The sequence below is a fragment of the Cohnella thermotolerans DSM 17683 genome (assembly GCF_000429825.1).
Taxonomy (GTDB): Bacteria; Bacillota; Bacilli; order Paenibacillales; family Paenibacillaceae; genus Cohnella; species Cohnella thermotolerans.
This window is the reverse complement of record NZ_KE386961.1, coordinates 66469-91735: the sequence shown is the minus strand read 5'-3', so window position 1 is coordinate 91735 and position 25267 is coordinate 66469. Positions and strand designations below refer to the sequence as shown.

The window sequence follows — 25267 nt, the reverse complement described above, 5'->3', positions numbered from 1 at the left end:
CTTGGCAGGCCATCCAAAGAACAACGTGACGCCGATGATCGAAAGCAAGAGAAGCAAGACGCTGCACAGCGCAATGCGATCGAAGGAAAGTTCGGCGAAGGCAAACGCAAGTTGGGTTTGGGCCGAATTTGCTCCCGCGGTGCTCATACAAGTTTAACTGTCATCGCTATCCAGTTTCTGGTTATGAACCTGGAACGGCGACTGCGGGTTCTTTTTTTCTCTTTTTTCAGATTCATTGCGTTCCGTCCGATTTTTTGCATGAAAACCGCAAAGAAAATCACGGTCTAGGCTCATGCGTTGGGAGCAGCTTAAATTGATCTTGTTCAGCAAGCCCTAGTTATACGACATCGTTCGTCACGATCCTGCACAAAAATTGCAAAATTTTGTTTATTAATCGAAAAAATTTGGGCTCTAGGGCCTAAATTTTTCGCATCCTGTAGGTCCGCAAGCAGATAACCGCATTAATTGACGATATACTCGTGGAGGTACTCCTGTACGAAATCGGGGGCGGTCTTGTTCAACTGTTCCACCGTGTGCAAGTACCTCTGCGTCGTATTGATGTGCGAGTGGCCAAGCGTCTCCTGAACTTGCTGCAGGGAAGCTCCGTTCAGCAGCGCGAGCGTCGCATTCGTATGCCTGAGCCAGTGCGGAGACAGCTTCTTGCGAATGGCGCTTCTCTCGCCGGCATCGCTGATGATGCGCTCAATCTGCCTTGTCGACAAAGGAAACAGGCGCAGATCCGGCGATGGGCTGCCCCCCTTGGCAAGGTGATGCGCATAGCTCTCGAACAGCTCCCATAACTGCGAAGGAACTTTGATCTCGCGATTTTTTCCTCCTTTTCCTCCTTTAATGGACAGCCAAATGCCCCTCTCGTCCGGATCCGGGTAGAAGTCCCCGAATCGGATAGCCACCAGTTCCGACACGCGGGTGCCCAGCAGCACAAGCGAGAGCCCGATCAAGTAATTTCTCTGCCCTTGCATTTTGAGACATTGCAGCAATTTGCCGACTTCTCCCCTCGTCAAATAACGGCGTCTGCTCGTTACCGGAACTTGCGGAAGCCGGATGCTTGTCGTCGGGTTGTACGGGAACAGACCGATGTTGGCGTCGCTGCCCCATTTGTAAAGGGATTTCAGCGGCGCGATATAAGCGGCTACGCTCGCGGGAGCGAGAGGAAGCGTGGAGTAGCTGTAGCCTCCTTTGATCAGACAGGCTTTGAACGCTTCGATTTCTCTCCACGTCACTTTCGCCAAAGGCTTGTAGGACACGAACGCTCGGAATCTCTCGATCGCGCGATAATAATTGCGGATCGTATTCGCCGAGAGGTTGCAGGAAGCGAGAAACATGCGAACAATGCGGCTGTCGTCGTCTTCGGCACTATAGGCTTCCAGACTAAGCTCTCTGGTTGCAGGCTCCTCTGTCAACATGCTTTCTATCCTCCTTTCCGGATGTCGTATAACTACTATTGTACGATATGTGCCTTCCATTATCGACGTTCGGTGCTAGAAGAGGGACTTGAGAATCAATCCGGCGATTCGCAAGCAAGGGACCGGAGACCGGAATGGAACCGGCATATCGTTACGATTGCCACAATAAATCGCAAAAGAGGAGCATTCCGCATCGAGGGAGTTTCTGTTCGGCGAACGGTGAGGTGTGAGATGAACAAGACAAGCGCTGGACTGTCATGGATTCAAGGTTCCTTCATGTGGGGGAACATACCTGCGGCCAAGTGGATGAGGGATTTGCAGTCGAAAAGCAGGGAAACGTACGATCACTGCGTTCGCGTCGCACTGATGGCGGAACGGGTCGGAGCAGGGCTCAAGCTGCCGACCGAGGCGCGGAAGCGGCTCATGCACGGCTGCTTCCTCCACGATCTCGGAAAGCTGCTGCTGCCGCGAAGGTTGCTCGATCAGGCGGGCCCGTTGTCGGAAGCGCAATGGAGAATGATGAAGCTGCACCCCGAATTGGGGGCTGAAATTCTTGAAATGGACAAAGGGATCGACCCGGCGTCGATCGACATCGTCAAGCACCACCACGAGCGTTGGGACGGCGGGGGTTATCCGTACGGTCTGAAGGGCCGGCAAATTCCGTACCTGGCTCGCATCTGCACCGTTATCGACGCGTTCGACTCCATGGTGACTGCGCGGTCGTACCGCACACGCCTTACATATGAAGATGCCAAGCAAGAGCTGATCCGCCACAGCGGTACGCAATTCGACGAGCAGATCGTCCGGCAGTTTCTTTCTCTCATGGATCGCGAGGCTTACTTATACGAGTAGCCGCGGCAGCGGCCGGGCCGCGATGGCGCCGCGTTCAGGGGCTGTCCCGCAAGTCCGTGCCGGACTTCGGGGCAGTCCCTTCTTCCATGTTCAGATCGTCCGCTGGGCATGCGTGACAGCGCACAGCCGCCAGTCGCTGCCGGAAGGGACGAAAGTCAAGATAAGGCTCTCCCAGTCCTGGCCTTCCAGCTTGCTGTCAAAGCCGGGGAAGTGGAATTCCACGAACGAGGAGCCGGGGTATATTTCTTGTCCGTTGTACGGGGTGTTGCCTTGGCCGAGCAGCTTGTTTGCCGTCACCTTGGGCGCGTCGGCGAAGTCCTGGTCGTAAACGAACTTCTCGAAGTAATCGCGAAACGACAGGTCGATCGGCTCTCCCGAACCGTCGAAGACGCCCCAGGTCCGCTTGCCGGTGTCCTTGAACGAGGGCAGTTGGCCGGCTTTGAACACAAGATCGTTCTTCGCGTCCATGTGCGCATAGGGCGAGAACCGAACGCCCTTGTCGGTATCGATCCACGATTCCAGGCGCTTCAAATCCCGGTCGCGAAGCGCGCCCATCACTTCTTTGGCCGCGTTCAGCAGCGCGGCGTTCGGGTCGGCCGGCTTCAAGGAAGACTTCGCGGACGAGGACGTCCCGGAATCGGAAGTGCCGCCCGCAGGCGAAGACGCCGGATCGGAGATGCCTTGTGAAGCGTTAGGAGACGCTGCGGGTGTTGCTTCTGCATTGGCGGACGGAACATCGACGGCACCGGAGTCGTTCGCGGAACCGCCGGCGCCGCAGCCGGCCAACTGAAGCGCAAGAAGGACCGCTGCGAGCAGCGGGAGCAATCTGCGCATCATCATTCATTCCTCCTATGTTTTCGCGGTAAAGATTAGACGCAGAAGATGGCAAGATGTTCCGCTGTGCGGACGCTGGAAATATATTTCTTGTTCCCCCTTCGCGTTCATCTTCCGTACATGGCGGCGTGCTATAATTTGAGCAAAAGAGGCGCATCGGACGGAAGGGTCGGACAGCGGACAATCGGGGAGGGAGAAGGAATGAGCGGAGGCAAGAAGCGGGGCATCGGCAAGCAGCTTGCGGAGCTTCATCGTTGGAACGCGTGGCTGATCGTCGCGCTGGCCGCCAGCGGATTGATTCTGTCCTGGGGCGCGGCTCGCGGCTGGCTCGGAGAAGGACGCGTGTGGGTGAAGCAGCTTCACATTTATATCGGACTCGTGACGGCCGTCCTGCTGGCGCTGTACGCCCCCCTCGCGAAGAGACATCTGAAGCAGCTTCGCAACCGTCCCCGGCAGAAGGGCAATCTCGCATTCGTCGTCGCGTTGCTGGCCGGCTGGCTGCTGTCGGGCATCGTCCTCTGGCAAATCCGTCTTTTCCCGCCGCACTGGGCCAATTACGCGCTGCTCGTTCACGATTTGTCGACCTGGATCGGTCTGCCTTATGCGGCATATCACTCGATTACCCGCTTGCGTTGGCTGAAAAAGCCCGAGCGGCGGGCCGTACGCCCGGATGTCGACGAATCGGTTCGCGGAACCGAGCCCGGCGGACTTCACCCGGCTGGCGTTCCCCAGCCGTGGATGACCCGGCGCCAATTCGTCCGCTGGTCGGTCGGGATCGCCATAACCGCGGCTGTCGGCCCGTCCTTTATCCGTTGGGCAGGCAAGGCGTCGGGCGTCGCCGCCGTTCCCGGAGGCATGACCGACGGCGCCGATCCGAACCGGATGCTGCCTGCGCCGGACCCGCTGCCGGATTCGACGAACGTGATCGGCGGAGGCGCCCAAGGGCGGTTCCGCATTTACACGGTAACGCCGCTTCCGACCTTCGATTCGGCCGATTGGACATTTACGGTGGACGGCCTGGTGGAGCGGCCGATGCGACTCGGCTGGGAGCAGTTCCTGAAGCTGAAGCGTGCCGTGCAGGTGAGCGATTTTCATTGCGTGACGGGCTGGTCGGTTTACAAAAACACGTGGGAAGGCGTGCGGTTGTCCGAGCTGCTGGCGCAAGCCGGGGCGAAGCCGGAGGCGAAGTACGTCAAGTTTTATTCCGGAGACGGCGAGTACACCGACGCCCTCTCCATGGAGCAGGCGGCGATGGACGACGTCCTGGTCGCCGTGCTGCACGACGGCAAGCCGATTCACCGGGATTACGGAGGACCGGTTCGGCTCATCGTTCCGCAGATGTACGCTTATAAATCGGTGAAGTGGCTCCAGCGGATCGAGCTTATTCGAGAACCGCACACCGGTTATTGGGAGCTGCGGGGGTACGACAACGACGCATGGGTTTGAGAAGATCCGGTTGGGTACAGCCGTGTTCAAGGCTGCCCAGCGAGGCGCGACCCGTGCGAATAACGGCGGGAGTGCCGTTATCCGCGTGACGAAGGCCATATCCTGGTTGCGGACGCGCATCTTCGTCGTCGAAGTCATTGTTCTCCCGTCCGCCCTTCGTTATCCGCCGCGGCGACGGCAATCGGCCGCCGTCCGGCGCCGTCGTTGGGCGCGCTCGGGAACGAGTAGACGCGGCCGCGAACATTCCGGTATAATGACCAAAGAATCGAACAGACAGGCGAACGCGAACGGCACGCTGCCGTCCGCGTTCGCCTGAAGTCAGGAGTGTTAGCGCATGCCACTGTCCTGTGGTATCGTCGGGTTGCCGAACGTCGGCAAGTCGACGTTATTTAACGCCATTACGCAAGCCGGCGCGGAATCGGCCAACTATCCGTTCTGCACGATCGACCCGAACGTCGGCGTCGTCGAAGTGCCGGACGAACGGCTTCAGAAGCTTGCGGACATCGTCACGCCGAACCGGATCGTGCCGACCGCTTTCGAATTCGTCGACATCGCCGGCCTGGTGAAGGGCGCCAGCCGCGGCGAAGGGCTCGGCAACAAGTTTCTGGCCAACATTCGCGAAGTCGACGCCATCGTGCACGTCGTACGCTGCTTCGTCGACGAGAACATTACCCACGTGTCCGGCAAAATCGATCCGATCGGCGACATCGAGGTCATCAACCTCGAGTTGATTCTGGCCGACATCGATACGGTAGAGAAGCGCATGGAACGGACCCGCAAGAATATGAAGGGCGGCGACAAGAAGTACGCGCAGGAGCTCGAGGTGCTGGAGCGGATCCACGCCGCGCTCACGGCGGAGAAGCCGGCCCGCAGCGTCGAGCTCAGCGACGAAGAGAAGCTGCTCGTTCGCGATCTGCATCTGCTGACGATCAAGCCCGTGCTCTATGCGGCGAACGTCCATGAGAGCGAAGCGGGGAACGCCGACGCCAATCCGTACGTCGAGAAGGTTCGCGAGTTTGCGGCGGCGGAAGGCTCCGAAGTCGTGCCGATCAGCGCGAAGGTGGAATCCGAGATCGCCGAGCTGGAAGGCGAGGACAAGGCGATGTTCCTCGAGGAGCTCGGCCTTGCCGAATCCGGCCTGAACCGTCTCATCCGCGCGGCTTACAAGCTGTTGGGATTGTACACGTATTTCACGGCGGGCGTGCAGGAAGTCCGCGCCTGGACGATCCGCAAAGGCACGAAGGCCCCGCAAGCGGCCGGCGTCATCCACAGCGACTTCGAGCGCGGCTTCATCCGCGCGGAAGTCGTCTCCTACGAAGACCTGATCGCCTCCGGCTCCATGGCGGCCGCCCGCGAGAAGGGGCTGCTTCGCCTGGAAGGCAAAGACTACGTCGTCGCCGACGGCGACGTCATGCATTTCCGCTTCAACGTTTAATCTCATATCGATCGTTTATCGCCAACTGACAGTGGGCTGTCCCATAAGTCATGGAAAATGACTTGAGGGATAGCCCCCTTCATTTTGATCCCGTTTCTGTTTTGGGGCGGGCTCTTTTTTCGTTATCGTCTATTTGCCGCGCTTCTTCTGATACTGCTCGGCGGTTCGGTTGAACTTGCGGAGCAGTTCCCCGAACGCCCTGCAGTCTTCCTCCGGCCATTCCTTCAGCAGTTCGGCGTAAAACTGCTCGCGATTGCGCCGGACTTCCGCCAGCAGCGCGGGCACTTCGTCTGCGATGCGCAGCATGCTGATCCGTGCGTCTTGAGGATCGGTCGTCCGCTCGACGAGCCCCTTCGCTTCAAGCGCCGCAATCTGCCTGCTTGCGGTGGAGATGTCGAGCTGTAAGTCGTCGGCGAGATACTTGATGCCGACCGGCCCGTTCCGCTCCAAATACCGGAGCAGCAAATAGGCGGACCTGTCCAGGTCCCGCCCGTTCAATCGGGCCAGGCGGACGGCTTCCGCCCGTCGCATGAATACGGCGATCTCCAGTTCGATCACGTCGAACAACCCTTTGCCGTTTTCCAACCGAACCCTTCCTTTCCCCATGAGAACGTGCTTCCCTAAGCTTACCGTCCCCGGATTGGGCGTTGCAAGCGGAACCCTTCCTTGTCGATTTTTCTCTGTTGACGGCAAAAAGGTTGTATCATACAATGTAAAAGTTGCATCGTACAATATATTGCGGGCAACGCCAAGCTTAAGCTTCGCACCCAAGGGGGAGTTACGTCACGTGCATAAGAAAAGCTTGTTTTTGCACGATTGGAAAGTGATATTGGGCCACAAGCAGTTGCGCCTTGCAGTGGTCATTTTGCTGATTATTCCCGTGCTCTACGCGGGAATGTTCCTGTCGGGCTATTGGAATCCGTACGCCAAGCTCGACAAGCTGCCCGTTGCGGTCGTCAATTTGGACCAAGGCGCCAGCGTAGACGGCCAGCCGCTTCGAATCGGCCAAGAGATGGTCGACGAGATGAAAAAAAGCGACAGCCTCGATTACCGCTTCGTCGGCAGCGAGGAAGCGGAAGACGGGCTAAGATCGGGACGGTACTATTTGAGCATCGTCATTCCGGAGAACTTCTCGGCCAGCATTGCGTCGCTGAACGGCGACCATCCCGAACCGGCGCAGCTCATTTACCGGACCAATCCGGGCAACAACTACGTATCCGGTCAAATCGGCTCCAGCGCCGTCAAAGAGCTTAAAGAAAAAGTAAGCCAGAATGTGATCAAAACGTATACGACGACGATTATGAACAGCATAAAGAAGTTGTCGGACGGCTTCGCGCAGGCCGGCGACGGGGCTTCCAAGCTGTCCCAAGGCGCGGCGAGCGCCAAGGTCGGAGCCGACAAGCTGCAGGAAGGCATCGGAACGCTGAAGGCCGGCGCCTACAAGCTGGAGGACGGCCTGTCGCCGCTGACCGGCGGCATGAAGTCGCTGAACGAAAGCGCCGGGCAGTTGAAGCAAGGAACGGCTGCGCTGGCGAGCGGCTTGAAAAAGCTGAGCGGCGCGCAATCCGCTTTGGTCCAAAGCAGCGCCGGCCTGGACGCGGCAATGACAAAGCTTGCGGCCGGGCTGGGCGACGGACAGAAGAGTGCGGCCGGCGCTTCGGACGAAGCGGAACGCCTGGAGGAAGAGCTGAAGCAGTTCGTTCAGGCGCATCCCGATCTGGCGTCGGACGAACAGCTGGCCACCATCGTGAAGACGAGCGGGCAGCTTGCCGCGGACAACGGAGCGCTTAAAGAGACGGAGAGCCGACTGGCCGAGACGGCTAGCAGCTTGAGCGCCGGCCACGCGAAGCTGACCGAGGGCTTGAAATCCGCATCGGCAGGTCTCGCCGCAAGCGCTGCAAGCGGGGCGAAGCTGTCGGCCGGCATGACCGACTTTGCCGGCGGATTGAACGCTTGGAACGGGGGCTTCAGCCGGTTCAGCGCGGGCCTTCATTCGTTGGCCGACGGCTCCAGCCGGCTCAATGCCGGGGCGGAGCAGCTGGCGCAAGGGTTTGTGAGTCTGGTCAACGGATCGAAGGAGCTGAGCGACAAGCTGACGGACGCCGCCGCTCAAGCGGCAAATGCGAACATGAGCGAGCAGATGCTGGATATGTACGCGCAGCCGGTGCAGCTCGTCGAGCAGCAATTGAACGAGGTGCCGAATTACGGCACGGGCTCCGCGCCTTACTTCCTGGCGCTCGGCCTGCTGGTCGGCAGCCTCATGGCCTTTAACATCATTCCGTTCAAACTTCCGGGGAGCCCGCAGGTGGACGGCTGGCGATTTACGTTGAGCAAGCTTGGCCTGTTCTATTGCATCGGCCTCGTCCAGACGGTCATCGTCAATCTCTTGCTTCTGTTCGCGTTCGGGATCCGGCCGGTGAATATTCCGCTCATGCTGCTGTTCAGCCTGGTCGTCTCGCTGGTGTTCCTGACGCTGATCATGATGCTGGTCGCCCTGCTTGGCACGTTCGGCAAGCTGCTGGGCGTCTTCATGGTCGTTACGCAGCTGGCATCCAGCGGAGGCACGTTCCCGTTCGAGCTGGCGCCCGATTGGATTCAGGCAGTCGGAAAATGCCTGCCGATGACCTACGCCCTCCGCGGCTTTCACGCCGTCATCTCGACCGGCGACTGGAGCCTGTACCGGAAGGAGATCGGCATCCTGCTGTCCTATCTGGTGGGTTTCGCGCTTGTGCTGCTCGTGCGCATCCTCATGCAGTCCAAGTCCGGCAAGCTTTATGCGCATTCCGCCGGAGCGCATTAAGCGGCAGGGGGCGGTGCGCCGCCTCCTTCCCGGCAAATGGCTTGCCCCGGCCTATAGCGGTTCGGGGCAAGCTTTTTTCTCATCTATAGCACGCCCTTCATTCTCGCAGCGCTAACCGTTCGCCTGTTTGCTAAACCGGACTCCACCTACATCTCCACCTCCACCTGCCATTTTCACCTGACACCGATGATCACAAAGGGGACGAATGAGCGAAATAGGATCTCCTGAAATATTGGGATAAGCACAACCCCTGAGTCGCGGGGATAGCCGGTCGGCATGAGATTCTTGACAGCGTGCTGTGCGTCCCAACGCAAAGAAGCCGTCGTTCTCCAGCGCATGAGAAAAAGCGGGCTTCTTTTTTACACCAACAAAGTCTGCGTCTTCTTCAGTTCGTCCAGCAACAATTGAAGCGGGCGGCTGACGAAGGCGTTCTTTCGCATCACGAAGTTCGTCCGCATCAATCGTTCGCTTGCCGGAAGTTCGTGGATGCGCAGCAGTCCTTCTTCCACCTTCTTGGCTGCAACCGCACGGGACAGCAGCGAAATGCCCAAGCCCGCGGCCACGCCGCCCATGATCGCTTCCAGCGTGCCGAATTCCATGAGAAGCGGCTTTTTCCACGTATTTTCCTTCAACCATTTGTCCATAACCGTCCGGTAGTAGCACCTGCCCGCAAAAACGAGCACGGGCTTGTTCGCCGCCTCGGTCAGGTCGGCCATGCTCGCTTCGGAGACCATAACCAATTCCTCTTCGAACGCCGGCACGGATACAAGTTCATCGTGCTCGACCGGGCCGGACAGGAACGCCCCGTCCAGCTCGTAGCGCAAAATCCGGTCGGCCATGGACTCGCCGTAATCGGTCGTCAGCGTAATCTCCACTTCCGGATACGAGCGATGATAGTTCGCCAGCAATTTCGGCAGCCGTACCGCGGCGCACGTCTGCGTCGAACCGATGGCCAGCGTGCCGCGCGGTTCCGTCGAAGAAGTGACGGCCTTGGAGGCCTCCTCCAGCAGCCCCAGAATTTTATTGGCATATTCGAGCAGCGACTTGCCGCTGGATGTCAGCGTCATGCCGCGGTTATGCCGGTGGAACAGAACGGTCTGCAAATCCGTCTCCAACTGCTGGATGCGCGACGTGACGTTGGACTGAACGTAATTGAGCTTCGCCGCGGCTTTCGTAATCGAGCCCTCGTTCGCGACGGCCAGGAACACCCGCAAATCTCCGCTTTCCAACGCGATCCCTCCAGTAGGCCCTTGTAGGGGCGGATCCTGATATCGATTGGAATGATGGCTGGTATTGATACTAATTATTTTATCTGAAACCAATACGGAAGTACAATAACAATCATCTTCTAGCATTGGAGGCGTTCCAAAATGAATCGAACGGTCTATGCCGCCCTTATTCTGATTACTACTTTGCTCAGCGGGCTGGCTTTCCCGATCGGCCGCATCGGCTTGGATTACACGAGTCCCTTCCTGCTGATGGGAGCCCGCTTCGCAATTGCGGGGGCCGTCATGGCCCTCTTCACGGCTCGCAGGCGTCAGCCGCAAGGGTTCAGGCAGTGGGGGCGGCTCGTTCTCATCGGCGTGTGCAATTCTGCGGGCGTCATGGGCTGCGCCTACTACAGCATGCATTGGATCACCTCGGGGGAATCCGCCATCCTGACGTTCGTCAACCCGCTTCTGGTTATCGTTCTGAGCACGATTTTTACCGGGGCGCGGTACAAAGGGAGACAATGGGCGGGCGTCATCGTCGGTCTGCTCGGCGTCGCCGTGACGTTCGGCACGCATTTCCACGTTCAGCCGGGAACGTTTATCGGCTTGCTGGGCGCCTTGTTTTTCGCCACCTCGTCTCTGCTCATCAAGTCATGGGGGCCCGGCTTCGACAACTATGTCATGACGGCTTACCAGATGATTTTCGGGGCTCTCGCTCTTTTCCTGCTGAGCGCGCTCACGGAGCATCCGCACCTGACGATCAATGGAACGACCGTCGGCGTGCTGCTGTGGCTCGTGTTCATGAACTCAATCGTGCAGTTCTCGGTATGGTTTTACCTGCTGCAGAACAGCGATCCCGCCCGCACCAGCGCGTTTCTGTTTCTGGCGCCCTTCTTCGGCGTGATCGGAGGCTGGGCGCTCCTCGGCGAACGGCTTCATTGGTATGCAGGTGCGGGGGGGAGCGCTCATCTGCGCCGGCATTTTTCTGGTCAACTGGCAATCGGGAGCCCGCCGGGCAGCGGCGGAAGGGCCGCAAAGGTTGCTGGAGTGTGATATAATATGATTTTAGACAGGGAGGAGATTCCCGGACGCAGCGGAAGCCGGCGAAGACCCGACTCCGCGAGACTTTTAGGAGGTTGAGTGAACGTGCTGGACCGTCTTCAAGCGTTGGCGGACCGATATGAGAAGCTCAGCGAGCTGCTGTGCGACCCGGACGTCGTGAACGATACCAACCGGCTTCGCACGTACGCCAAGGAGCAATCGGATCTGAACGAAGCCTATCAGGCATACTTGGAATATAAATCGGTCGTGGAGCAGCTGGCAAGCGCCAAAGCGATGCTGGAAGAGAAGCTCGACGACGAGATGCGCGATATGGTCAAAATGGAGATCGAAGAGCTGACCGAGCGCCAGGCGCAGTTGGAGGAGCGGGTGCGCATTCTGCTGCTGCCGAAGGACCCGAACGACAACAAGAACGTCATTGTTGAAATTCGCGGGGCCGCCGGCGGCGAGGAAGCGAACCTATTCGCGGCGGATCTGTACCGGATGTACGCCAAATACGCGGACAGCCAGGGCTGGCGGACGGAGCTGCTTGAAGCGAATGTAAGCGACCTTGGGGGCTTCAAGGAAGTGATTTTCTCCATCAGCGGCCAGGGCGCCTACAGCAAGATGAAGTTCGAGAGCGGCGCCCACCGCGTGCAGCGCGTTCCGGAGACGGAGTCGGGCGGACGCATCCATACGTCGACGTCGACGGTCGTCGTCATGCCGGAAGCGGAAGAGATCGACGTCGAGATTCTGGACAAAGACATCCGCGTCGACACGTTCTGCTCCAGCGGAGCGGGCGGGCAGTCGGTCAACACGACCAAGTCGGCGGTTCGCGTGACGCATATTCCGACCGGCATCGTCGCCACCTGCCAGGACGGCAAATCGCAGAACGACAACAAGGCGAAGGCGCTGCAGGTGCTGCGGGCGCGCATCCTGGACATGAAGATTCGGGAGGAAGAAGCGAAGTACGCCGGCGAGCGCAAGGAGAAGGTCGGAACGGGCGACCGCAGCGAGCGGATCCGCACGTACAACTTCCCGCAGAGCCGGGTGACCGACCATCGCATCGGCTTGACGCTTCACAAGCTGGACGCCGTGCTGAACGGCGACATGAACGAGATCGTGGAGGCGCTGACGCTCGCGGAACAGACGGAGCTGTTGGCGCGCGAAGGCATGGCGTAAGCGGGCGTCAGAAGTGCCGCGGGATTTGGGCAACGGGAATAGATCGGCGAACGGCGGTCAACCCTTCGGAGGAAGGGATGGCCGCCGTTTGATCGGAAGGGGAGGTCGGGCGATGGACGGAGCGGGGGAACGCCGTACGGAGGAAATGTTCGGAGCCGGTGGAAAAGGAAGCGCGCAGACGCTGGGCGAGGCGTGGCGCAAGGGGGCGGCGCGGCTGCGGGCGGCCGGCGTCGAGGAGTGCGAAGCCAATGCGGAGCTGCTGCTGCTGCATCTGCTCGGCATTAGCAAGGCCGAGCTGCTGCGCGATCTGCGCGAGCCGTTCCCCGAGGCGCGCGCGGACGAGTGGGAGCGGCTGCTCGAACGCAAAGCGGCGGGCGAGCCAGTCCAGTACATCGTCGGGCGGCAGGCTTTCTGCGGGCGTTGGTTCGCGGTGACGCCCGCCGTTCTTATCCCGCGCCCGGAGACGGAGCTGCTCGCGGAAGCGGTGCTGGAAGCCGCCGCCGGATGGGGCGGCGGCGGGGCGCTGACCGCGCTCGACGTCGGCACGGGCAGCGGCGCGCTGGCCGTCACGCTGGCCGCCGAGCGGCCGGCGTGGCGCGTCGTCGCGTCCGATCTGTCGCCGGACGCGCTGGAGGTGGCGCGGGGCAACGCCCGCGCCAATGGGGTCGCCGAACGGGTGACGTTCGTTCGGGGGGATCTGCTGGAGCCGTTTATTGCGGCGGCTGCGGGCGGTGCGGGGGCGGACGGGCTGGCGGCGGACATTCTCGTGTCCAATCCGCCGTATATCCCGTCCGCCGACTTGCCCGGCCTTCAGCGCGAAGTGCGCGAGTTCGAGCCGCGGCTGGCGCTCGACGGCGGCCCGGACGGCCTGGCGCCGTACCGCCGCATGGCGGACCGCATGCGGCTGTTGCCGCGGCTGCCGCGGCTGGTCGCCTGGGAGGTCGGGGCCGGGCAGGCGGAGGATGCGGCGGAGCTGCTGCGCCGCGCCGCCGAGTGGGAGCGCATCTGGTTCGTGAAGGACTACGCCGGCATCGACCGGCACGTTCTGGCCGAAAGAAAAGGATAGGAGGGCGGAGCAGCGCCCGGAGAAGCCCGCGAGCGTCGCGGGCTTTTTGCTACGAAAGCTTGAGGTACTGCCGCATTCAGCCGCAACAAGGCCGAAAAAGGGCCTTGTTGCGCCACGGCCCGCCGCGCGGAGCCGCAACAAGGCCCAAAAAAGGCCTTGTTGAGCCACGGCCCGCCGCGTGGAGCCACAACAAGGCCAAAAAAGGGCCTTGTAGAGCCACGGCCCGCCGCGTGAAGCCGCAACAAGGCAAGGCACAAACGGCCTAATCTATTAAATCCGATTTCGCAGGTTTAGAGATTCGCCGGAGGGACATACTAGGGCTAAGACGTTCCGGAACGCATCGCACGGCGCCGACGGGCGCTCACAAGGAGCGAGTACGATGCGTGGTCTTGGCCCTGCCATTATTCTTATTATCGTGTTGTCGATCGTCGGGACGGCCGCAGCCGTCCATGCCTCCGCCGCGAAGCCGCAAGCCGGCGCCGCGCAAACCCGGCTTATTCCGGACGAAGCGATCCGGATTCGCATTATCGCGCAATCGGACAGCGAGGAAGACCAAGCTGTCAAACGGGCGGTCCGCGACCGCGTCTCCGCCCTGATCGAATCGTGGGGCCCGATGCCTTCCACGATCGACGCCGCCAGAAGCCTGATCCGCTCGCATCTGGCGGACGTGCAGAAAACCGCCGATCGCGCGCTGGAAGAGACAGGCGCCGGCTACGGCGCGACCGTCGAATTGGCCAAAGTGCCGTTTCCGGACAAAACGTTCGAGGGGACCGACTACCCCGCCGGAGAGTATGAAGCCCTCAGAATCACCCTCGGCCAAGGTACGGGAGCCAACTGGTGGTGCGTGCTCTTCCCGCCGCTGTGCCTGACGTCCGCCACGGCGAAGGACGACCCGGCCCCCGCCGCCGATGCGAAGGCAGCCTCGGCTGCGACGAGCGGCGAGAAGCCCGCCAAGATCGCCAAGACGAGCGGCGAAGCCAAAGTCCAAGCGGAGGCGGCAGCCGGCGCGAACCGCAACGACGCCGGCGAGAGCGATAAGCCGAAGACGGCATTCTTCCTCTGGATTCTGATCGAGAAATTGTTCGCATGGCTCGGCTCCTTGTTCTCTTAAGGAGATTTGGACCCGTGTGCTATAATAGACGGCATTAAAGGTTAATATAAGGAAGGACTGCATGATGACTTTGCATACATCATACTGGCCGCCGGAGCGAACGGACGAAGGCGTGCGCGAAGCCGCCGCGGCGCTCGCCGCTGGCGGCGTCGTCGCGTTTCCGACCGAGACGGTGTACGGGCTCGGCGGCGACGCGAGGAACGCGGATGCGGTGGCGCGCATTTTCGCGGCGAAGGGGCGGCCTTCCGACAACCCGCTCATCGTGCATCTGGCGAGCGCGGAGGAAGCGGCCGCCTTGGCTTCCTCCATCAGCCCGCTGGAGCGGAAGCTGATGGAGCGGTTCTGGCCGGGCCCGCTGACGCTCGTGCTGCCGGTGCGCGCGGGCGCGGTGTCGGAGCGCGTGACGGCCGGGCTCGACACCGTCGCGGTGCGCGTGCCCGCGCACGAACTGGCGAGGCGGCTGATCGCCGCCTCCGGATGCCCCGTCGCGGCGCCGAGCGCGAACCGCTCCGGGAGGCCGAGTCCGACGCGCGCCGCCCATGTGCTCGAAGATCTGGCCGGGCGCATCGACGGGGTGCTGGACGGAGGACCGACGGGAATCGGCGTGGAGTCGACGGTTGTTCGGGTGCTGGGCGGCGAGATTCACGTGCTGCGCCCCGGCGGGGCGACGGCGGAGCAGCTCCGGGAAGCCGCAGGCGAAGACGGCGTCGTGAAGGCGGAGCCGGCGGCCGCGAAGGAGGGCGAAGCGGCCCCTGAAGCGCCGCGTTCCCCCGGCGTCAAGTACACGCACTACGCCCCGAAGGGCGACATGGCGATCGTGACCGCTTCCGATCCCGGCCGCCTGCGCGAGGCGCTGCAGCAAGCCGCTGACACCGAGCGCGCCCGCGGCCGCCGCGTCGGCATCCTCGCTTGCGACGAGCATGCCGGCGCCTACCGCGCGGACGCGGTGCTCGGGCTCGGCCCGCGCGCGAAGCCGGAACGCGCGGCGCAGGCGCTGTACGCCGCGCTTCGCGAATGCGACGAGCGCGGCATCGAGTTCATCCTCGCGGAAGGCTACCCCGAGGACGGCATCGGCGCCGCGCTAATGAACCGGATGCGCAAAGCTTCGGGCGGCCGCGTCATCGCCGTTTGATCCCGCCGTCCTCCGCTCCCTGCGAACGCCCCCGTCCCCCCGGGGACATGTTCGTTCCCTTGTCCGCATATGTTGAGGTATCGGCCCGCCGAGGCTTTGCCGCGCCGCCGACAGTACCGCATTCAAGCTTGCGGACAAGGGGGAACGATCGATGGAAAGTATGTCCGCGTCCGCGGGTCAAATGCTTACCATTCTAATCATGGCTTTCGCTTTGGGAATGGACGCCTTCTCGCTGGGCATCGGCATCGGTCTCAAAGGCGTGCGCAAGCTGGACATCCTGAAGCTTAGCTCCGTGATCGGGCTGTTCCACGTCCTGATGCCGCTCGCCGGCATGGTGACGGGCTATTACGTCAGCAGTTTGCTGGGAGGCGTGGCCACGTCGGCCGCCGGCGCGCTGCTGCTTCTGCTCGGCGGGCATATGGTCTACAGTTCGCTTCGGGGCGAAGCGGTTCAGTCGATCAATCACCGGACGTTCTGGGGGATGCTGGTGTTCGCCATGAGCGTCAGCGTCGATTCTTTTTCCGTCGGCGTGTCTCTCGGGATGTTCGCTTCGCATATTCTGGTTACGGTGCTGACGTTCGGCATCTCCGGCGGCTTCATGAGCGTGCTCGGGCTTATGCTGGGGCGGAGAATCAGCGGCAAGCTGGGCGGATACGGCGAAGCGTTCGGAGGCGTAATTTTATTTGCTTTCGGAATCCTTTTTCTGATATAACTAGGTTCACCATAAGATTTGTGCGTTCGCGGAAGGAAGGAAGGAGCATGCCAAAGGTTTTGATCGTCTGCACGGGCAACACTTGCCGCAGTCCGATGGCCGAAGCGATGTTGCGGAAAATGGCCGAACAGAGGAAGCTGGACGTGGAGGTCCGTTCCGCGGGCGTGTCCACCGTGGACGGCCTTCCCATCTCTTCCCATGCAGCCGAAGCGCTGCGCAGAAGATCGCTGCCGCTGCCGGAAGGCTCCACTTCGCTTACCGGAGAAGGCGCCGCTTGGGCGGACCTCATTCTGACGATGACGTCCGGGCACAAGCGGGCCGTCATCGAGCGTTTCCCCGAAGCGGCCGGCAAGACGTTCACGCTGAAAGAGTACGCCCTGAGCGGAGAAGCCGTCATGGACGATGTGGCGGAGGCGGAGCGGATTTACGCCGAATGGCAGGTGAGGCAGGCGCTCGGAGAGAGCTTGCCGGAAGAGGACCGCAAACGTCTGTTGGAGCTTCAGGCCAAGCTTCCCGATTTCGACGTCGCCGATCCGTTCGGCGGGCCGCTGGAAGTTTACGAGCGGTGCGCGGAAGAGATCGCGGAGGCGCTGGCGAAGGCGCTCGACAAGTTGCCGAAAGGCGATTGATTTTTTCCGCTTCCTTCGGTATGATGAGGTTACAAGTTGCAGTTCCGATGTGACTGGCGACACGAGGTGGGTTTAACCACGGTGGAGCATCGGAATGACGGCCGGTCGCCTGGGCAGAGAGCAGCGTGCGTCTTTTCGCGCGTTTGCTCTTTTTTCGTCTTTTTTCGCGCTTTTAGGTATAATACAAGTTGACCACAGAGGGAGGGGACTCGCATGAAAATCGCAATCGGCGCCGACCACGCCGGCTACCGCCTGAAGGACGTCATCGTTCCGTTCCTTCAGGCTCAAGGTCACGAAGTTATCGACGTCGGATGCAACTGCGCCGACTCCGTCGATTATCCGGATTACGCCGTTCCGGTATGCGACAAAGTCGTCCACGGCGAAGCGGATCGGGGCATTCTGATCTGCGGCACCGGCATCGGCATGTCGATCGCCGCGAACAAGACGCCGGGCATCCGCTGCGCGCTGGTGCACGACTTGTTCTCGGCCAAGGCCACCCGCGAGCATAACGACACTAACGTTCTCGCGATGGGCGAGCGCGTCATCGGGCCGGGCCTCGCGGAGGAGATCGTCCGCGTCTGGCTGGACACGCCGTTCTCGCAAGGCGAGCGCCATAAGGGCCGGATCGAGAAAGTGAAAGCGATCGAATCGCAATTTTCCCTTCATGCATAACTAGGCTTTGCAAATCGGGTACGGGGAGGTAAACCGCATGGCGACGCAATCAACGGGAACGCCTGAACGCCCGCCTATCGCCGATCAGGTCGAGCGGGCGCTGACCGAGCTGATCGAAGCCGGACGGCTCCGGAAGGGGCAGATCGTCGTGTTCGGGTGCAGCACGAGCGAGGTGCAAGGCGCCCGCATCGGCACGTCCGGCGCGGAGGAGATCGCCGAACGCATCTACGAAGGCGTGGAGCGCGTAAGGGCGCGCGTCGGATTCCACGCGGCATGGCAGTGCTGCGAGCATCTGAACCGGGCGCTCGTCGTCTCCCGCGAGCTGGCGGAAGCCAAAGGCTGGACTGTCGTCTCCGCCGTGCCCGTCCGCAAGGCGGGCGGATCGATGGCCGCCTATGCGTACCGCCGTCTGACCGATCCTTGCCTCGTCGAGTCGCTGCAGGCCGACGCCGGCTTCGATATCGGGGAGACGCTCATCGGCATGCATCTGCGGCCGGTCGCCGTCCCGGTGCGGCCTTCCGTTCCCTGGATCGGGGAAGCGAGGCTGACGATGGCTTATTCCCGGCCGAAGCTGATCGGCGGGGAACGCGCGGTTTATGCGCTGCCGGAGCGGGATGCGCCTTCTTCCGGCTCGTGCGATTAACCGCATGAAAAATAAATCCGCTTAAACGATTGAATATATTCGCTGCCCGAACGGGCGGCCCATCATCCCGAGGAGGAACCCCGCCATGGAACAATTGCGCAAGCAAGATCCCGAGATCGTCAAGGCGCTCAATCTGGAGCTGACGCGCCAACGCAACAACCTGGAACTGATCGCTTCTGAAAATATCGTCAGCGAAGCCGTGCTGCAAGCGATGGGCACCGTGCTGACGAACAAATACGCGGAAGGCTATCCGGGCAAACGCTATTACGGCGGTTGCGAATACGTCGACATTCCGGAAGAGATCGCCCGCAATCGCGCGAAGGAGCTGTTCGGCGCCGACCACGCGAACGTGCAGCCGCACTCCGGCGCCCAGGCGAACCTGGCCGTTTACCTGGCCGCACTGAAGCCGGGCGACACCGTGCTGGGCATGAATCTGGCGCACGGCGGCCACTTGACGCACGGAAGCCCGGTCAACGCTTCCGGCCTGCTCTATAACTTCGTCGCTTACGGCGTGAACGAGCAGACGTTCACGATCGACTACGACGAAGTCCGCAAAGCGGCGTTCAAGCATCGTCCCCGCCTGATCGTCGCCGGCGCCAGTGCGTATCCGCGCATCATCGACTTCGAAGCGCTCGGCCAAATCGCGCAGGATGTCGGCGCGCTGTTCATGGTGGACATGGCGCATATCGCGGGCCTCGTCGCCGGCGGCCAGCATCCGAGCCCGGTTCCGCACGCGCATTTCGTCACGACGACGACGCACAAGACGCTGCGCGGACCGCGCGGCGGCATGATCTTGTGCCGCCAGCCCTGGGCGGCGGCGATCGACAAAGCGGTGTTCCCCGGCACGCAGGGCGGTCCGCTCATGCACATTATCGCGGCCAAAGCGGTCGCGCTCGGAGAAGCGCTGCAGCCGTCGTTCAAAGACTATGCGAAGAACGTCGTGGACAACGCCAAGGCACTGGCCGACACGCTGCTGGCCGAAGGCTTGAATCTCGTCTCCGGCGGCACCGACAACCATCTGATGCTGGTCGATACGCGCAACCTGAACATCACCGGCAAAGACGCCGAGCACGTGCTCGACTCCGTCGGCATCACCGTCAACAAGAACGCGATTCCGTTCGATCCGACGAGCCCGTTCGTCACGAGCGGCATCCGGATCGGCACGCCGGCCGTCACCTCCCGCGGCATGGGCGTCGAGGCGATGAAGACGATCGGCCAAGTGATCGCGCTGACGCTGAAAAATCCGAAGGATGAGGCGAAGCTGGAGCAAGCCCGCGGCATGGTGCGCGACCTGTCCGCCCAGTATCCGCTCTATCCGGGACTCGGCTATTAATTCGTCAGCGGTAAATAAAGGGAACTTAGGCGGGGCGGAAGGCAACTTCCGTCCCGCCTTCTTTTGGCTTCGGCGTATTCTTCATGCGCCCGGAAGCCGCGTCGGGACGCGCCCAAACTGCTTGCCGCAGGACTCGGTCCCACCCGCACCAAACTTCGTTTACCCGCATCTAATAAAAGGAACAGCCGGGGCGATCGGGATCGAATTCGGCCCTATTCGTTTGACGCGGTCGGAAGAATGGGGTTATACTTTAAATACGCTTAATTTTCGGCGTCTAGCGCCGGAAAGCGGGGGAACCAATCTTTGGGGCGAATTGCGGCCGCCTTCGGCGGACGCATAGGGGAGCCATCTGACCGAGCCCGACAGCTAACCTCGTCAGCAGTGGATGGGTCAATTCACATAACGCATCGCATTCATTGACCCTGCCGACAGGGTCATTTTCTGTTTAATTTGACCCCTCGCTTGCAAGCGTGCCCGTTCCTGACCTTCTGGGGTCTCCCGGCGACCTCGCTTGGCTCTGGAACCATCAACCGGACAAGGAGGAATGAGAAAATGACGCTGCCGCACGATTACACCGATTCTCCTGCCGCCGGCGACGCCTTCGCTCCCGTCATGGGCGCGGCCGGGCCGATGTCCGACGTTGCGAAGGCCGAAGAGCGGCGCAAGGGCGATTTTCTGCATGTGAACCGGTCCACCCTGATTCTCTCGAACGCGGAAGTCACCGATTCGTCGCCCGCTCTGCAATACCTGGCGGAGCATGAGGAGATCAATCACGTTCTGCTCACCGGAACGGACGCCTTGAGCATGCCCGCCTCCAGACTTCGGGCCATTATCGAGCGGCTGAAGGCCATCGAGCACGTTCGGATGATTCGTCTGTACTCGAGAACCCCGGCCGTTCATCCGGAACGAATCGCGGGCAACGAAGAGCTTCTCGACTTGCTCTCCGCCCACTCCAGTGCGTCCCGCAACATCTACGTGATGATGCGATTCCATCGCCCGGAGGAAGTAAGCGAGCGGGCCATCGAGGCGTTTCAGGCGCTCGGCGACGCAGGAGCCGGCCTTGTGGCCGAAATTCCGCTCCTTCGCGGCGTCAACGCGGACCCGGGCGTGCTGGCGGAGCTGATTGAACGTTTGACGAACGCCGGCGTTATTCCCTATCAGTTCATTCTGGACGGACCCGGAACGGACTCGGATGCGGAAAGGGAAGACTCGGCGATTCCGCTGCAGGAAGCTTACCGGCTCGCGGAGAGCGTGAAGGCCCGCATCTCCGGGCCCGCCCGCAGGGCCCGGCTGACGATTATGCATCCTTCCGGCTACTTCGAAATTTTGGCGATCGAGAACGGCAAAGCCTACACCAAAGGCCATTTGTCGGGCGAAGACGCCAACGGGCGCTTCATGATCTTGGATTGCCCGCGTCACGCGACGTCCTTCGACGAGGTGCCGGCTTCCCGCCTCGAGGAACGAACCGGCAAAACGCCCAGCGACGCGACTTACTTGAAAGTTCCCTACGAGATTCCGGACTAATAACGACAGAAGCGGGGGCGCAACAGCAGGCCCCGCTTCTTTTTTTGTTAAACGAAGGCGCGGCCCCGCCTAACTCTTCGGCGGTGCCCCTGTTTGTTTTCACCGGAAGTGGGGATGGCATTTGTTGGGTTCGCCGACTATAATTATCTTGTACGTGTCGAAAGGTCTGAAGGCCGTTCATAAAACGCTTACAATCGGCTGCCGGATAAATTGGCGAGAAGCCGTTGAAACTCCGGACGCTGCCATACGTATTACAATTGCAAAAGGCAAGGGGCGACCTGAGACCCCAAGGAGGATAAGACATGTCCATTTTCAAACGCTTGCGCGACCTGACGTTGTCCAACGTTTACGCTCTGATCGAGAAAGCCGAAGACCCGGTGAAGATGACGGACCAATATTTGCGCGATATGCAGGAAGATCTGGAGGATGCCGAGAAGGCTGTAGCCGCCCAGATCGCTCTCGAGAAGAAATTCAAACAGCTTTACGAAGAACAGGAAGCTCTGGTGCAGAAACGCGACGAGCAAGCGAATATCGCCGCCCAGGCGAAAAATATCGACCTCGCCCGCCGCGCGCTCGAGGAGAAGAAAGCGGCCGAACAGAAAGCCGCGGAATACAAAGCCAGCTACGACCAGAACCGGGCGGCTGCCGAGCGTCTGCGCGAGAAGCTCGAAGAGATGCGCAAGCAGTTTACGGAGATGAAGAACAAGCGGGAGACGCTCGTCGCGCGCGCCAATGCCGCCAAGGCACAGGCGGAGATCAACAAGGCGATGACCGGCTTCAGCTCTGACACCGCCATGTCCGGCCTGAAGCGGATGGAAGAGAAAGTGCTTCAGATGGAGGCGCATGCGGAAGCGACCGAAGAGCTCAGCGGCTCGAAGGGCAAATCGCTCGACGACGAGATCGCCGCGCTCGGCAAAGACAAAGCGGTCGAGGACGAATTGGCCGCCCTTATGAAGAAATACGAAGGATAACCCCTCCGGGTTTTCCTTCTTTTTTGACCCCCTGCGCGATCGATTCGCTATCGGGCGGAACCGCCGCGGGGACTCTTAGCGTTGGAGAGGAGAGGCGTTCAAGTTGACGTTGGACGAGATATTGGGAACATTACTATGGACGGCGGCCGGCGCGGTGCTGCTGTTCATCCTGATGAGCATAGACGCCATGTTTACGAAATACCGCGACCTGCAGGAGATGAAGAACGGCAATATGGCGGTGACCGTCCGCTTCGTGCTGAAGCTGGCGGCTCAAGGCTATATTCTGTCGCGCTCCATCGCCACTTCCGAGAATTTGGGGGAGGCGCTGCTCGTCTCGTTCATCTCGTTCGTCATTCTTTTCCTGCTGGAATGGGTCGTGGAGGCCGCGCTGCGCGCTCTTGCCGATCTCCGGCTGGATGAAGGCGTGCGGAACGGGATCGTCGGCTACGGCTTGATCGCCGGCTCGCTTCACGCGGTCGGGTCGCTGATCATCGGCGCGTGCTTGTGACGCTGAGCGAGGGGAGGATCGGACATGAGCTTGTTTAAACGCGTTAAAAATATTTTCAAATCCCCCGAACCGCTCCAGGAGGAGAGAAGCATCCTGACGCTCGGACCGGGGGACGTGTGCGAGGTGTCGCTCGTCACCTACCAGGTCGTCGGGAGAACGAAGCCGTTCAATCGCAATGCCGTATGGCTGACGCTGCGGGACGGCTCCGACATCCGCTATTTGTCCGTCGAGGAACGGGAGAAGACGTCGTTCGGCTTGTACACCGTCATCGACGGCCGTCTGGACTCGGTCGACGAGGTGCCGACGGAGGTCGAGCTCGACGGGGTTCAATATTATCTCGAGGAGCGCTATTCCACCCGGATCGCCACGGCGGGCAACGCCCCGTTCAATGGCGGCGGAGGCGAGCTCTACGTCTGGCAGTACCAGTCCGACGGGCGCAAATTGCTTCGCATCGAGTGGCAGGACGGGCGGTTCATGCTGTATGAAGGAGAGTCGATTCTGCCCGCCGACGTGGAGTGGCTGCGGGGGAACGGAGGATGAGTCCCCGCCTGCGCAAATGGGCGACCCGTCTTCATCTGACGGTCATTCTGGCGCTGGTCGTCACCTTGCTGTCCGCTTGCGGCAGCCTGAACGTCGAGGAGACGTACCCGCTCGAATCGGTCAATAAAGACGGCAATCAAACTTCGTACGTTTACCGGGCCGCCGGGGAGACGGTGCCCGAGGTGGCCAAGGAGCTGGCCGACAAGAAGAAGCCGCAGCAGCAGTCCAAGGAAGACCCGGATCATATGTTTCTGGTCTATTCCGATCAGATTATTCACGTCCAGAAGGATGAGAAAAATCCGGAAGACTCGCTGATCGAAGTGGACAGCAAGGAGTACGTGCGGCAAAATTACAGCCCTTCGTTCCTGGAGGGCTACCTGCTGGCAAGCCTGATCGGAAGCTTGTTCGATTCTTCGCGTCCTTCCGGCGGCTACGGCGACTACCGGGGATACGGCAGTCTGGACTCGCACCCGCCCGCGAAGGGCTCGTACCACGCGCCGACTTCGAGCGACATGAAGACGGCGCCGCCGATGACGGTGCAGAAGAAAGGCTCCATCTTCAAGCGGGGGACGACGTCGTCGGACGATGGGAGCGCCGGTTCCAACGGCTTGTTCGGCAGAAAGACGGAGAGCGGCTCTTCCGGCACGAAGGGCACGATCACCCGCAACAAGGACGGGAGCTCGGGCAGCTCCAAGTCTTCCTCCGGCTGGCTCAAGCCCCGCAAATCGACCGTTCCGAAGACGAAGATCGGCGGCTTCGGCCGCATCTCAAGACGGCGGTGACACCATGGGCAAGACCCGCTGCTTGCGCGATTCGCCGCGCGGCTGCGGGTCTTTTTTTGCGAACGTTTGGAGTTCGGCCAAAAGCTCCGGAGTTGCTAGATTTCTTCGAACAACGCCTGTCATTGCTCAGAATAAAGCGGGTTGTCTGAGTGGACGAGTCTGTAGAGAACAAATGGCGATTCAGTGAATCGGGCTTCCCACGGAGCGCGAGGGTCCATCGGACGGCTCAGTAACCGCGCAAGTACGCCTTGGCGATCGGCGCCTCGTCGCCCAGGGCGCGGAGCGCGTCGATCGCCCAATACGGATTGCGCAACATGCCGCGCGCGACGGCGACCAGATCGGCGTCGCCGTTGGCGACGACGCTCTCCGCCAGCTTCGGGTCATCCAGCAAGCCGACGGCGATGACGGGCACGTTCAGCGCCTCGCGGATCGCGCGGGCGAACGGCACTTGGTAGCCGGGGTAGTTGCCCGGCTTCCTCGATCCCGCCGGCCCTTCCCCGCCGGTCGAGACGTCGAACAGGTCGACGCCTGCGTCGCGATAGGCCCGGCACATCTCCAGGGCGTGATCGAGTCCGTAGCCGCCGTCCATGTATTCGATGGCCGATATCCGCATCAGGAGCGGCATGTCCGGCGGCAGTTCCTTTTTGACGGCGCGGATGACTTCCACTCCGAATTTGGCGTAATCGCGGCCGAATTCGTCGTCTCTTTTGTTAATGCCCGGTGAATGGAACTGGTGGATGAGATACCCGTGCGCGCCGTGAAGCTCGATCGTGTCGACCCCCGCCTGAACGGCGCGACGGGCTGCATCGCCGAATTGGCCGATCACCTTCCAGGCTTCCTCGGTGGTCAGCGCCCGGGGCTTCTTAGCGTCTGCCTGGAACGGCTCGTTCCACGGTCCGACAGGGGGCTCGGCGTCCAGCGCCTTGCGCCCGGCATGCGCGATCTGGATGGCGGCTTTGGCGCCGTATTTGTGCAGCTCGTCGATGATCCGCTTGAACGCGGGGATATGCTCGTCCGACCAGAGCCCTAGATCGCGATTGCTGATCCGCCCGTCCGGGTCGACGTCCGTCATCTCCATAATGACGAGTCCCGTTCCCCCGACCGCACGGGACACATAGTGGACGAAGTGCCAGTCGTTCGGCGCCCCGTCCTCCGCGTCGACGGAATATTGGCACATCGGACTCATGACGATGCGGTTGCGCAAGGACAACGATTTCAACTTGTAGGGCGAACCCAAATGACTCATGCTTTTCTCTCCTCCTAATGGCCCTCTGCATAAGAAGGCCGGTTTCTCCCTCATTTTAACCCAATCGCCGCCATAAGCAAGCAAACCGAAAAAACGGTAATCGGTCGCGGTGGGCCGCACCGCCAAATGAAGGTGGCAGCCGTCCGTCCCGACGATCGTGCCTTCGTACGTACGTA

General features: G+C 61.1%; 26 protein-coding genes and 2 riboswitches. Of the genes, 21 read left to right on the top strand and 5 right to left on the bottom strand.

Features of this window, described 5'->3' with window-relative positions; translation table 11 throughout:
• On the top strand, window positions 1-288 hold a 288-nt coding region (locus tag G485_RS27805; protein WP_156922089.1), incomplete at its 5' end, for a transposase.
• Between the two features lie 173 nt (window positions 289-461).
• Here G485_RS27805 and G485_RS0122200 read toward each other — a convergent pair.
• The gene (locus G485_RS0122200; RefSeq protein WP_027094342.1) at window positions 462-1424 is read right to left on the bottom strand and encodes a tyrosine-type recombinase/integrase; all 963 of its coding nucleotides are present in this window, start codon (window positions 1422-1424) and stop codon (window positions 462-464) included.
• A 231-nt stretch (window positions 1425-1655) separates the two neighbouring features.
• On the opposite strand from G485_RS0122200, the gene G485_RS0122195 reads away from it, so the two are divergent.
• The gene (locus G485_RS0122195) at window positions 1656-2276 is read left to right on the top strand and encodes an HD-GYP domain-containing protein (protein ID WP_240489244.1); all 621 of its coding nucleotides are present in this window, start codon (window positions 1656-1658) and stop codon (window positions 2274-2276) included.
• A 90-nt stretch (window positions 2277-2366) separates the two neighbouring features.
• On the opposite strand, the gene G485_RS27800 is transcribed toward G485_RS0122195, so the two are convergent.
• Window positions 2367-3113: a hypothetical protein gene (locus G485_RS27800; protein ID WP_051318489.1), complete on the bottom strand. Its 747-nt coding sequence runs from the start codon at window positions 3111-3113 to the stop codon at window positions 2367-2369.
• A 198-nt stretch (window positions 3114-3311) separates the two neighbouring features.
• Between G485_RS27800 and G485_RS0122185 the strand changes: the two genes are divergently transcribed.
• From G485_RS0122185 to ychF, 3 genes are all read left to right on the top strand, one after another.
• Window positions 3312-4556 carry a molybdopterin-dependent oxidoreductase gene (locus G485_RS0122185; protein ID WP_027094340.1) on the top strand — a complete coding sequence of 415 codons (1245 nt, stop codon included), beginning with the start codon at window positions 3312-3314 and terminating at the stop codon, window positions 4554-4556.
• A gap of 85 nt (window positions 4557-4641) precedes the next feature.
• A complete protein-coding gene (locus tag G485_RS0122180; protein ID WP_027094339.1) occupies window positions 4642-4872 on the top strand; it encodes a hypothetical protein in 231 nt (76 codons plus the stop codon).
• An 18-nt stretch (window positions 4873-4890) separates the two neighbouring features.
• Window positions 4891-5991, top strand: a complete 1101-nt coding sequence (gene ychF, locus G485_RS0122175) for a redox-regulated ATPase YchF (protein WP_027094338.1) — start codon at window positions 4891-4893, stop codon at window positions 5989-5991.
• 129 nt (window positions 5992-6120) lie between these two features.
• Here ychF and G485_RS0122170 read toward each other — a convergent pair whose 3' ends face one another.
• Entirely contained in the window at window positions 6121-6576 is a 456-nt protein-coding gene (locus G485_RS0122170; protein ID WP_027094337.1) for a MarR family winged helix-turn-helix transcriptional regulator, read from the bottom strand.
• Window positions 6577-6778: 202 nt separating this feature from the next.
• On the opposite strand from G485_RS0122170, the gene G485_RS27795 reads away from it, so the two are divergent.
• The gene (locus G485_RS27795; protein ID WP_051318488.1) at window positions 6779-8791 is read left to right on the top strand and encodes a YhgE/Pip family protein; all 2013 of its coding nucleotides are present in this window, start codon (window positions 6779-6781) and stop codon (window positions 8789-8791) included.
• Between the two features lie 359 nt (window positions 8792-9150).
• Here G485_RS27795 and G485_RS0122160 read toward each other — a convergent pair whose 3' ends face one another.
• Window positions 9151-10020, bottom strand: coding sequence for a LysR substrate-binding domain-containing protein (locus G485_RS0122160; protein WP_027094336.1), 870 nt, complete (start codon window positions 10018-10020; stop codon window positions 9151-9153).
• Window positions 10021-10161: 141 nt separating this feature from the next.
• On the opposite strand from G485_RS0122160, the gene G485_RS27790 reads away from it, so the two are divergent.
• The 15 genes from G485_RS27790 to G485_RS0122085 all read left to right on the top strand — a co-directional run bounded on the left by G485_RS27790 (window position 10162) and on the right by G485_RS0122085 (window position 23845).
• A complete protein-coding gene (locus G485_RS27790) occupies window positions 10162-11055 on the top strand; it encodes a DMT family transporter (RefSeq protein ID WP_338027785.1) in 894 nt (297 codons plus the stop codon).
• A 93-nt stretch (window positions 11056-11148) separates the two neighbouring features.
• Window positions 11149-12222, top strand: a complete 1074-nt coding sequence (prfA, locus tag G485_RS0122150) for a peptide chain release factor 1 (protein ID WP_027094335.1) — start codon at window positions 11149-11151, stop codon at window positions 12220-12222.
• A 145-nt stretch (window positions 12223-12367) separates the two neighbouring features.
• Window positions 12368-13288 (top strand): peptide chain release factor N(5)-glutamine methyltransferase, encoded by a 921-nt coding sequence (prmC, locus tag G485_RS0122145; RefSeq protein WP_027094334.1) that lies wholly within the window; start codon window positions 12368-12370, stop codon window positions 13286-13288.
• 379 nt (window positions 13289-13667) lie between these two features.
• Entirely contained in the window at window positions 13668-14399 is a 732-nt protein-coding gene (spoIIR, locus tag G485_RS0122140; protein ID WP_027094333.1) for a stage II sporulation protein R, read from the top strand.
• A gap of 64 nt (window positions 14400-14463) precedes the next feature.
• Window positions 14464-15531: an L-threonylcarbamoyladenylate synthase gene (locus tag G485_RS0122135; protein ID WP_027094332.1), complete on the top strand. Its 1068-nt coding sequence runs from the start codon at window positions 14464-14466 to the stop codon at window positions 15529-15531.
• A gap of 151 nt (window positions 15532-15682) precedes the next feature.
• On the top strand, window positions 15683-16243 hold the full coding sequence (locus tag G485_RS0122130) for a manganese efflux pump MntP (protein ID WP_027094331.1): 561 nt from the start codon (window positions 15683-15685) through the stop codon (window positions 16241-16243).
• Between the two features lie 47 nt (window positions 16244-16290).
• A complete protein-coding gene (locus tag G485_RS0122125; protein WP_027094330.1) occupies window positions 16291-16872 on the top strand; it encodes a low molecular weight protein arginine phosphatase in 582 nt (193 codons plus the stop codon).
• A gap of 39 nt (window positions 16873-16911) precedes the next feature.
• Window positions 16912-16994, top strand: a riboswitch (ZMP/ZTP riboswitch).
• A 91-nt stretch (window positions 16995-17085) separates the two neighbouring features.
• Window positions 17086-17544, top strand: coding sequence for a ribose 5-phosphate isomerase B (gene rpiB, locus G485_RS0122120; RefSeq protein WP_027094329.1), 459 nt, complete (start codon window positions 17086-17088; stop codon window positions 17542-17544).
• Between the two features lie 37 nt (window positions 17545-17581).
• The gene (locus G485_RS0122115; RefSeq protein ID WP_051318487.1) at window positions 17582-18187 is read left to right on the top strand and encodes a TIGR01440 family protein; all 606 of its coding nucleotides are present in this window, start codon (window positions 17582-17584) and stop codon (window positions 18185-18187) included.
• An 85-nt stretch (window positions 18188-18272) separates the two neighbouring features.
• Window positions 18273-19520, top strand: coding sequence for a serine hydroxymethyltransferase (locus G485_RS0122110; RefSeq protein ID WP_027094327.1), 1248 nt, complete (start codon window positions 18273-18275; stop codon window positions 19518-19520).
• Window positions 19521-19767: 247 nt separating this feature from the next.
• A riboswitch (cyclic di-AMP (ydaO/yuaA leader) is annotated at window positions 19768-19916 on the top strand.
• 156 nt (window positions 19917-20072) lie between these two features.
• Entirely contained in the window at window positions 20073-21044 is a 972-nt protein-coding gene (locus tag G485_RS27785) for a hypothetical protein (RefSeq protein WP_051318486.1), read from the top strand.
• Window positions 21045-21346: 302 nt separating this feature from the next.
• Window positions 21347-22015, top strand: coding sequence for a PspA/IM30 family protein (locus tag G485_RS0122100; protein ID WP_027094326.1), 669 nt, complete (start codon window positions 21347-21349; stop codon window positions 22013-22015).
• Between the two features lie 103 nt (window positions 22016-22118).
• Complete coding sequence (locus G485_RS0122095) at window positions 22119-22523, top strand: DUF350 domain-containing protein (protein ID WP_027094325.1); 405 nt, start codon at window positions 22119-22121, stop codon at window positions 22521-22523.
• A 24-nt stretch (window positions 22524-22547) separates the two neighbouring features.
• The gene (locus G485_RS0122090) at window positions 22548-23063 is read left to right on the top strand and encodes a DUF4178 domain-containing protein (protein ID WP_027094324.1); all 516 of its coding nucleotides are present in this window, start codon (window positions 22548-22550) and stop codon (window positions 23061-23063) included.
• The gene (locus G485_RS0122085; RefSeq protein ID WP_027094323.1) at window positions 23060-23845 is read left to right on the top strand and encodes a DUF4247 domain-containing protein; all 786 of its coding nucleotides are present in this window, start codon (window positions 23060-23062) and stop codon (window positions 23843-23845) included. The genes G485_RS0122090 and G485_RS0122085 overlap by 4 nt, the downstream gene beginning before the upstream one ends.
• A 226-nt stretch (window positions 23846-24071) precedes the next feature.
• On the opposite strand, the gene G485_RS0122080 is transcribed toward G485_RS0122085, so the two are convergent.
• The gene (locus G485_RS0122080; RefSeq protein WP_027094322.1) at window positions 24072-25091 is read right to left on the bottom strand and encodes an NADH:flavin oxidoreductase/NADH oxidase; all 1020 of its coding nucleotides are present in this window, start codon (window positions 25089-25091) and stop codon (window positions 24072-24074) included.
• Window positions 25092-25267: the final 176 nt, after the last annotated feature.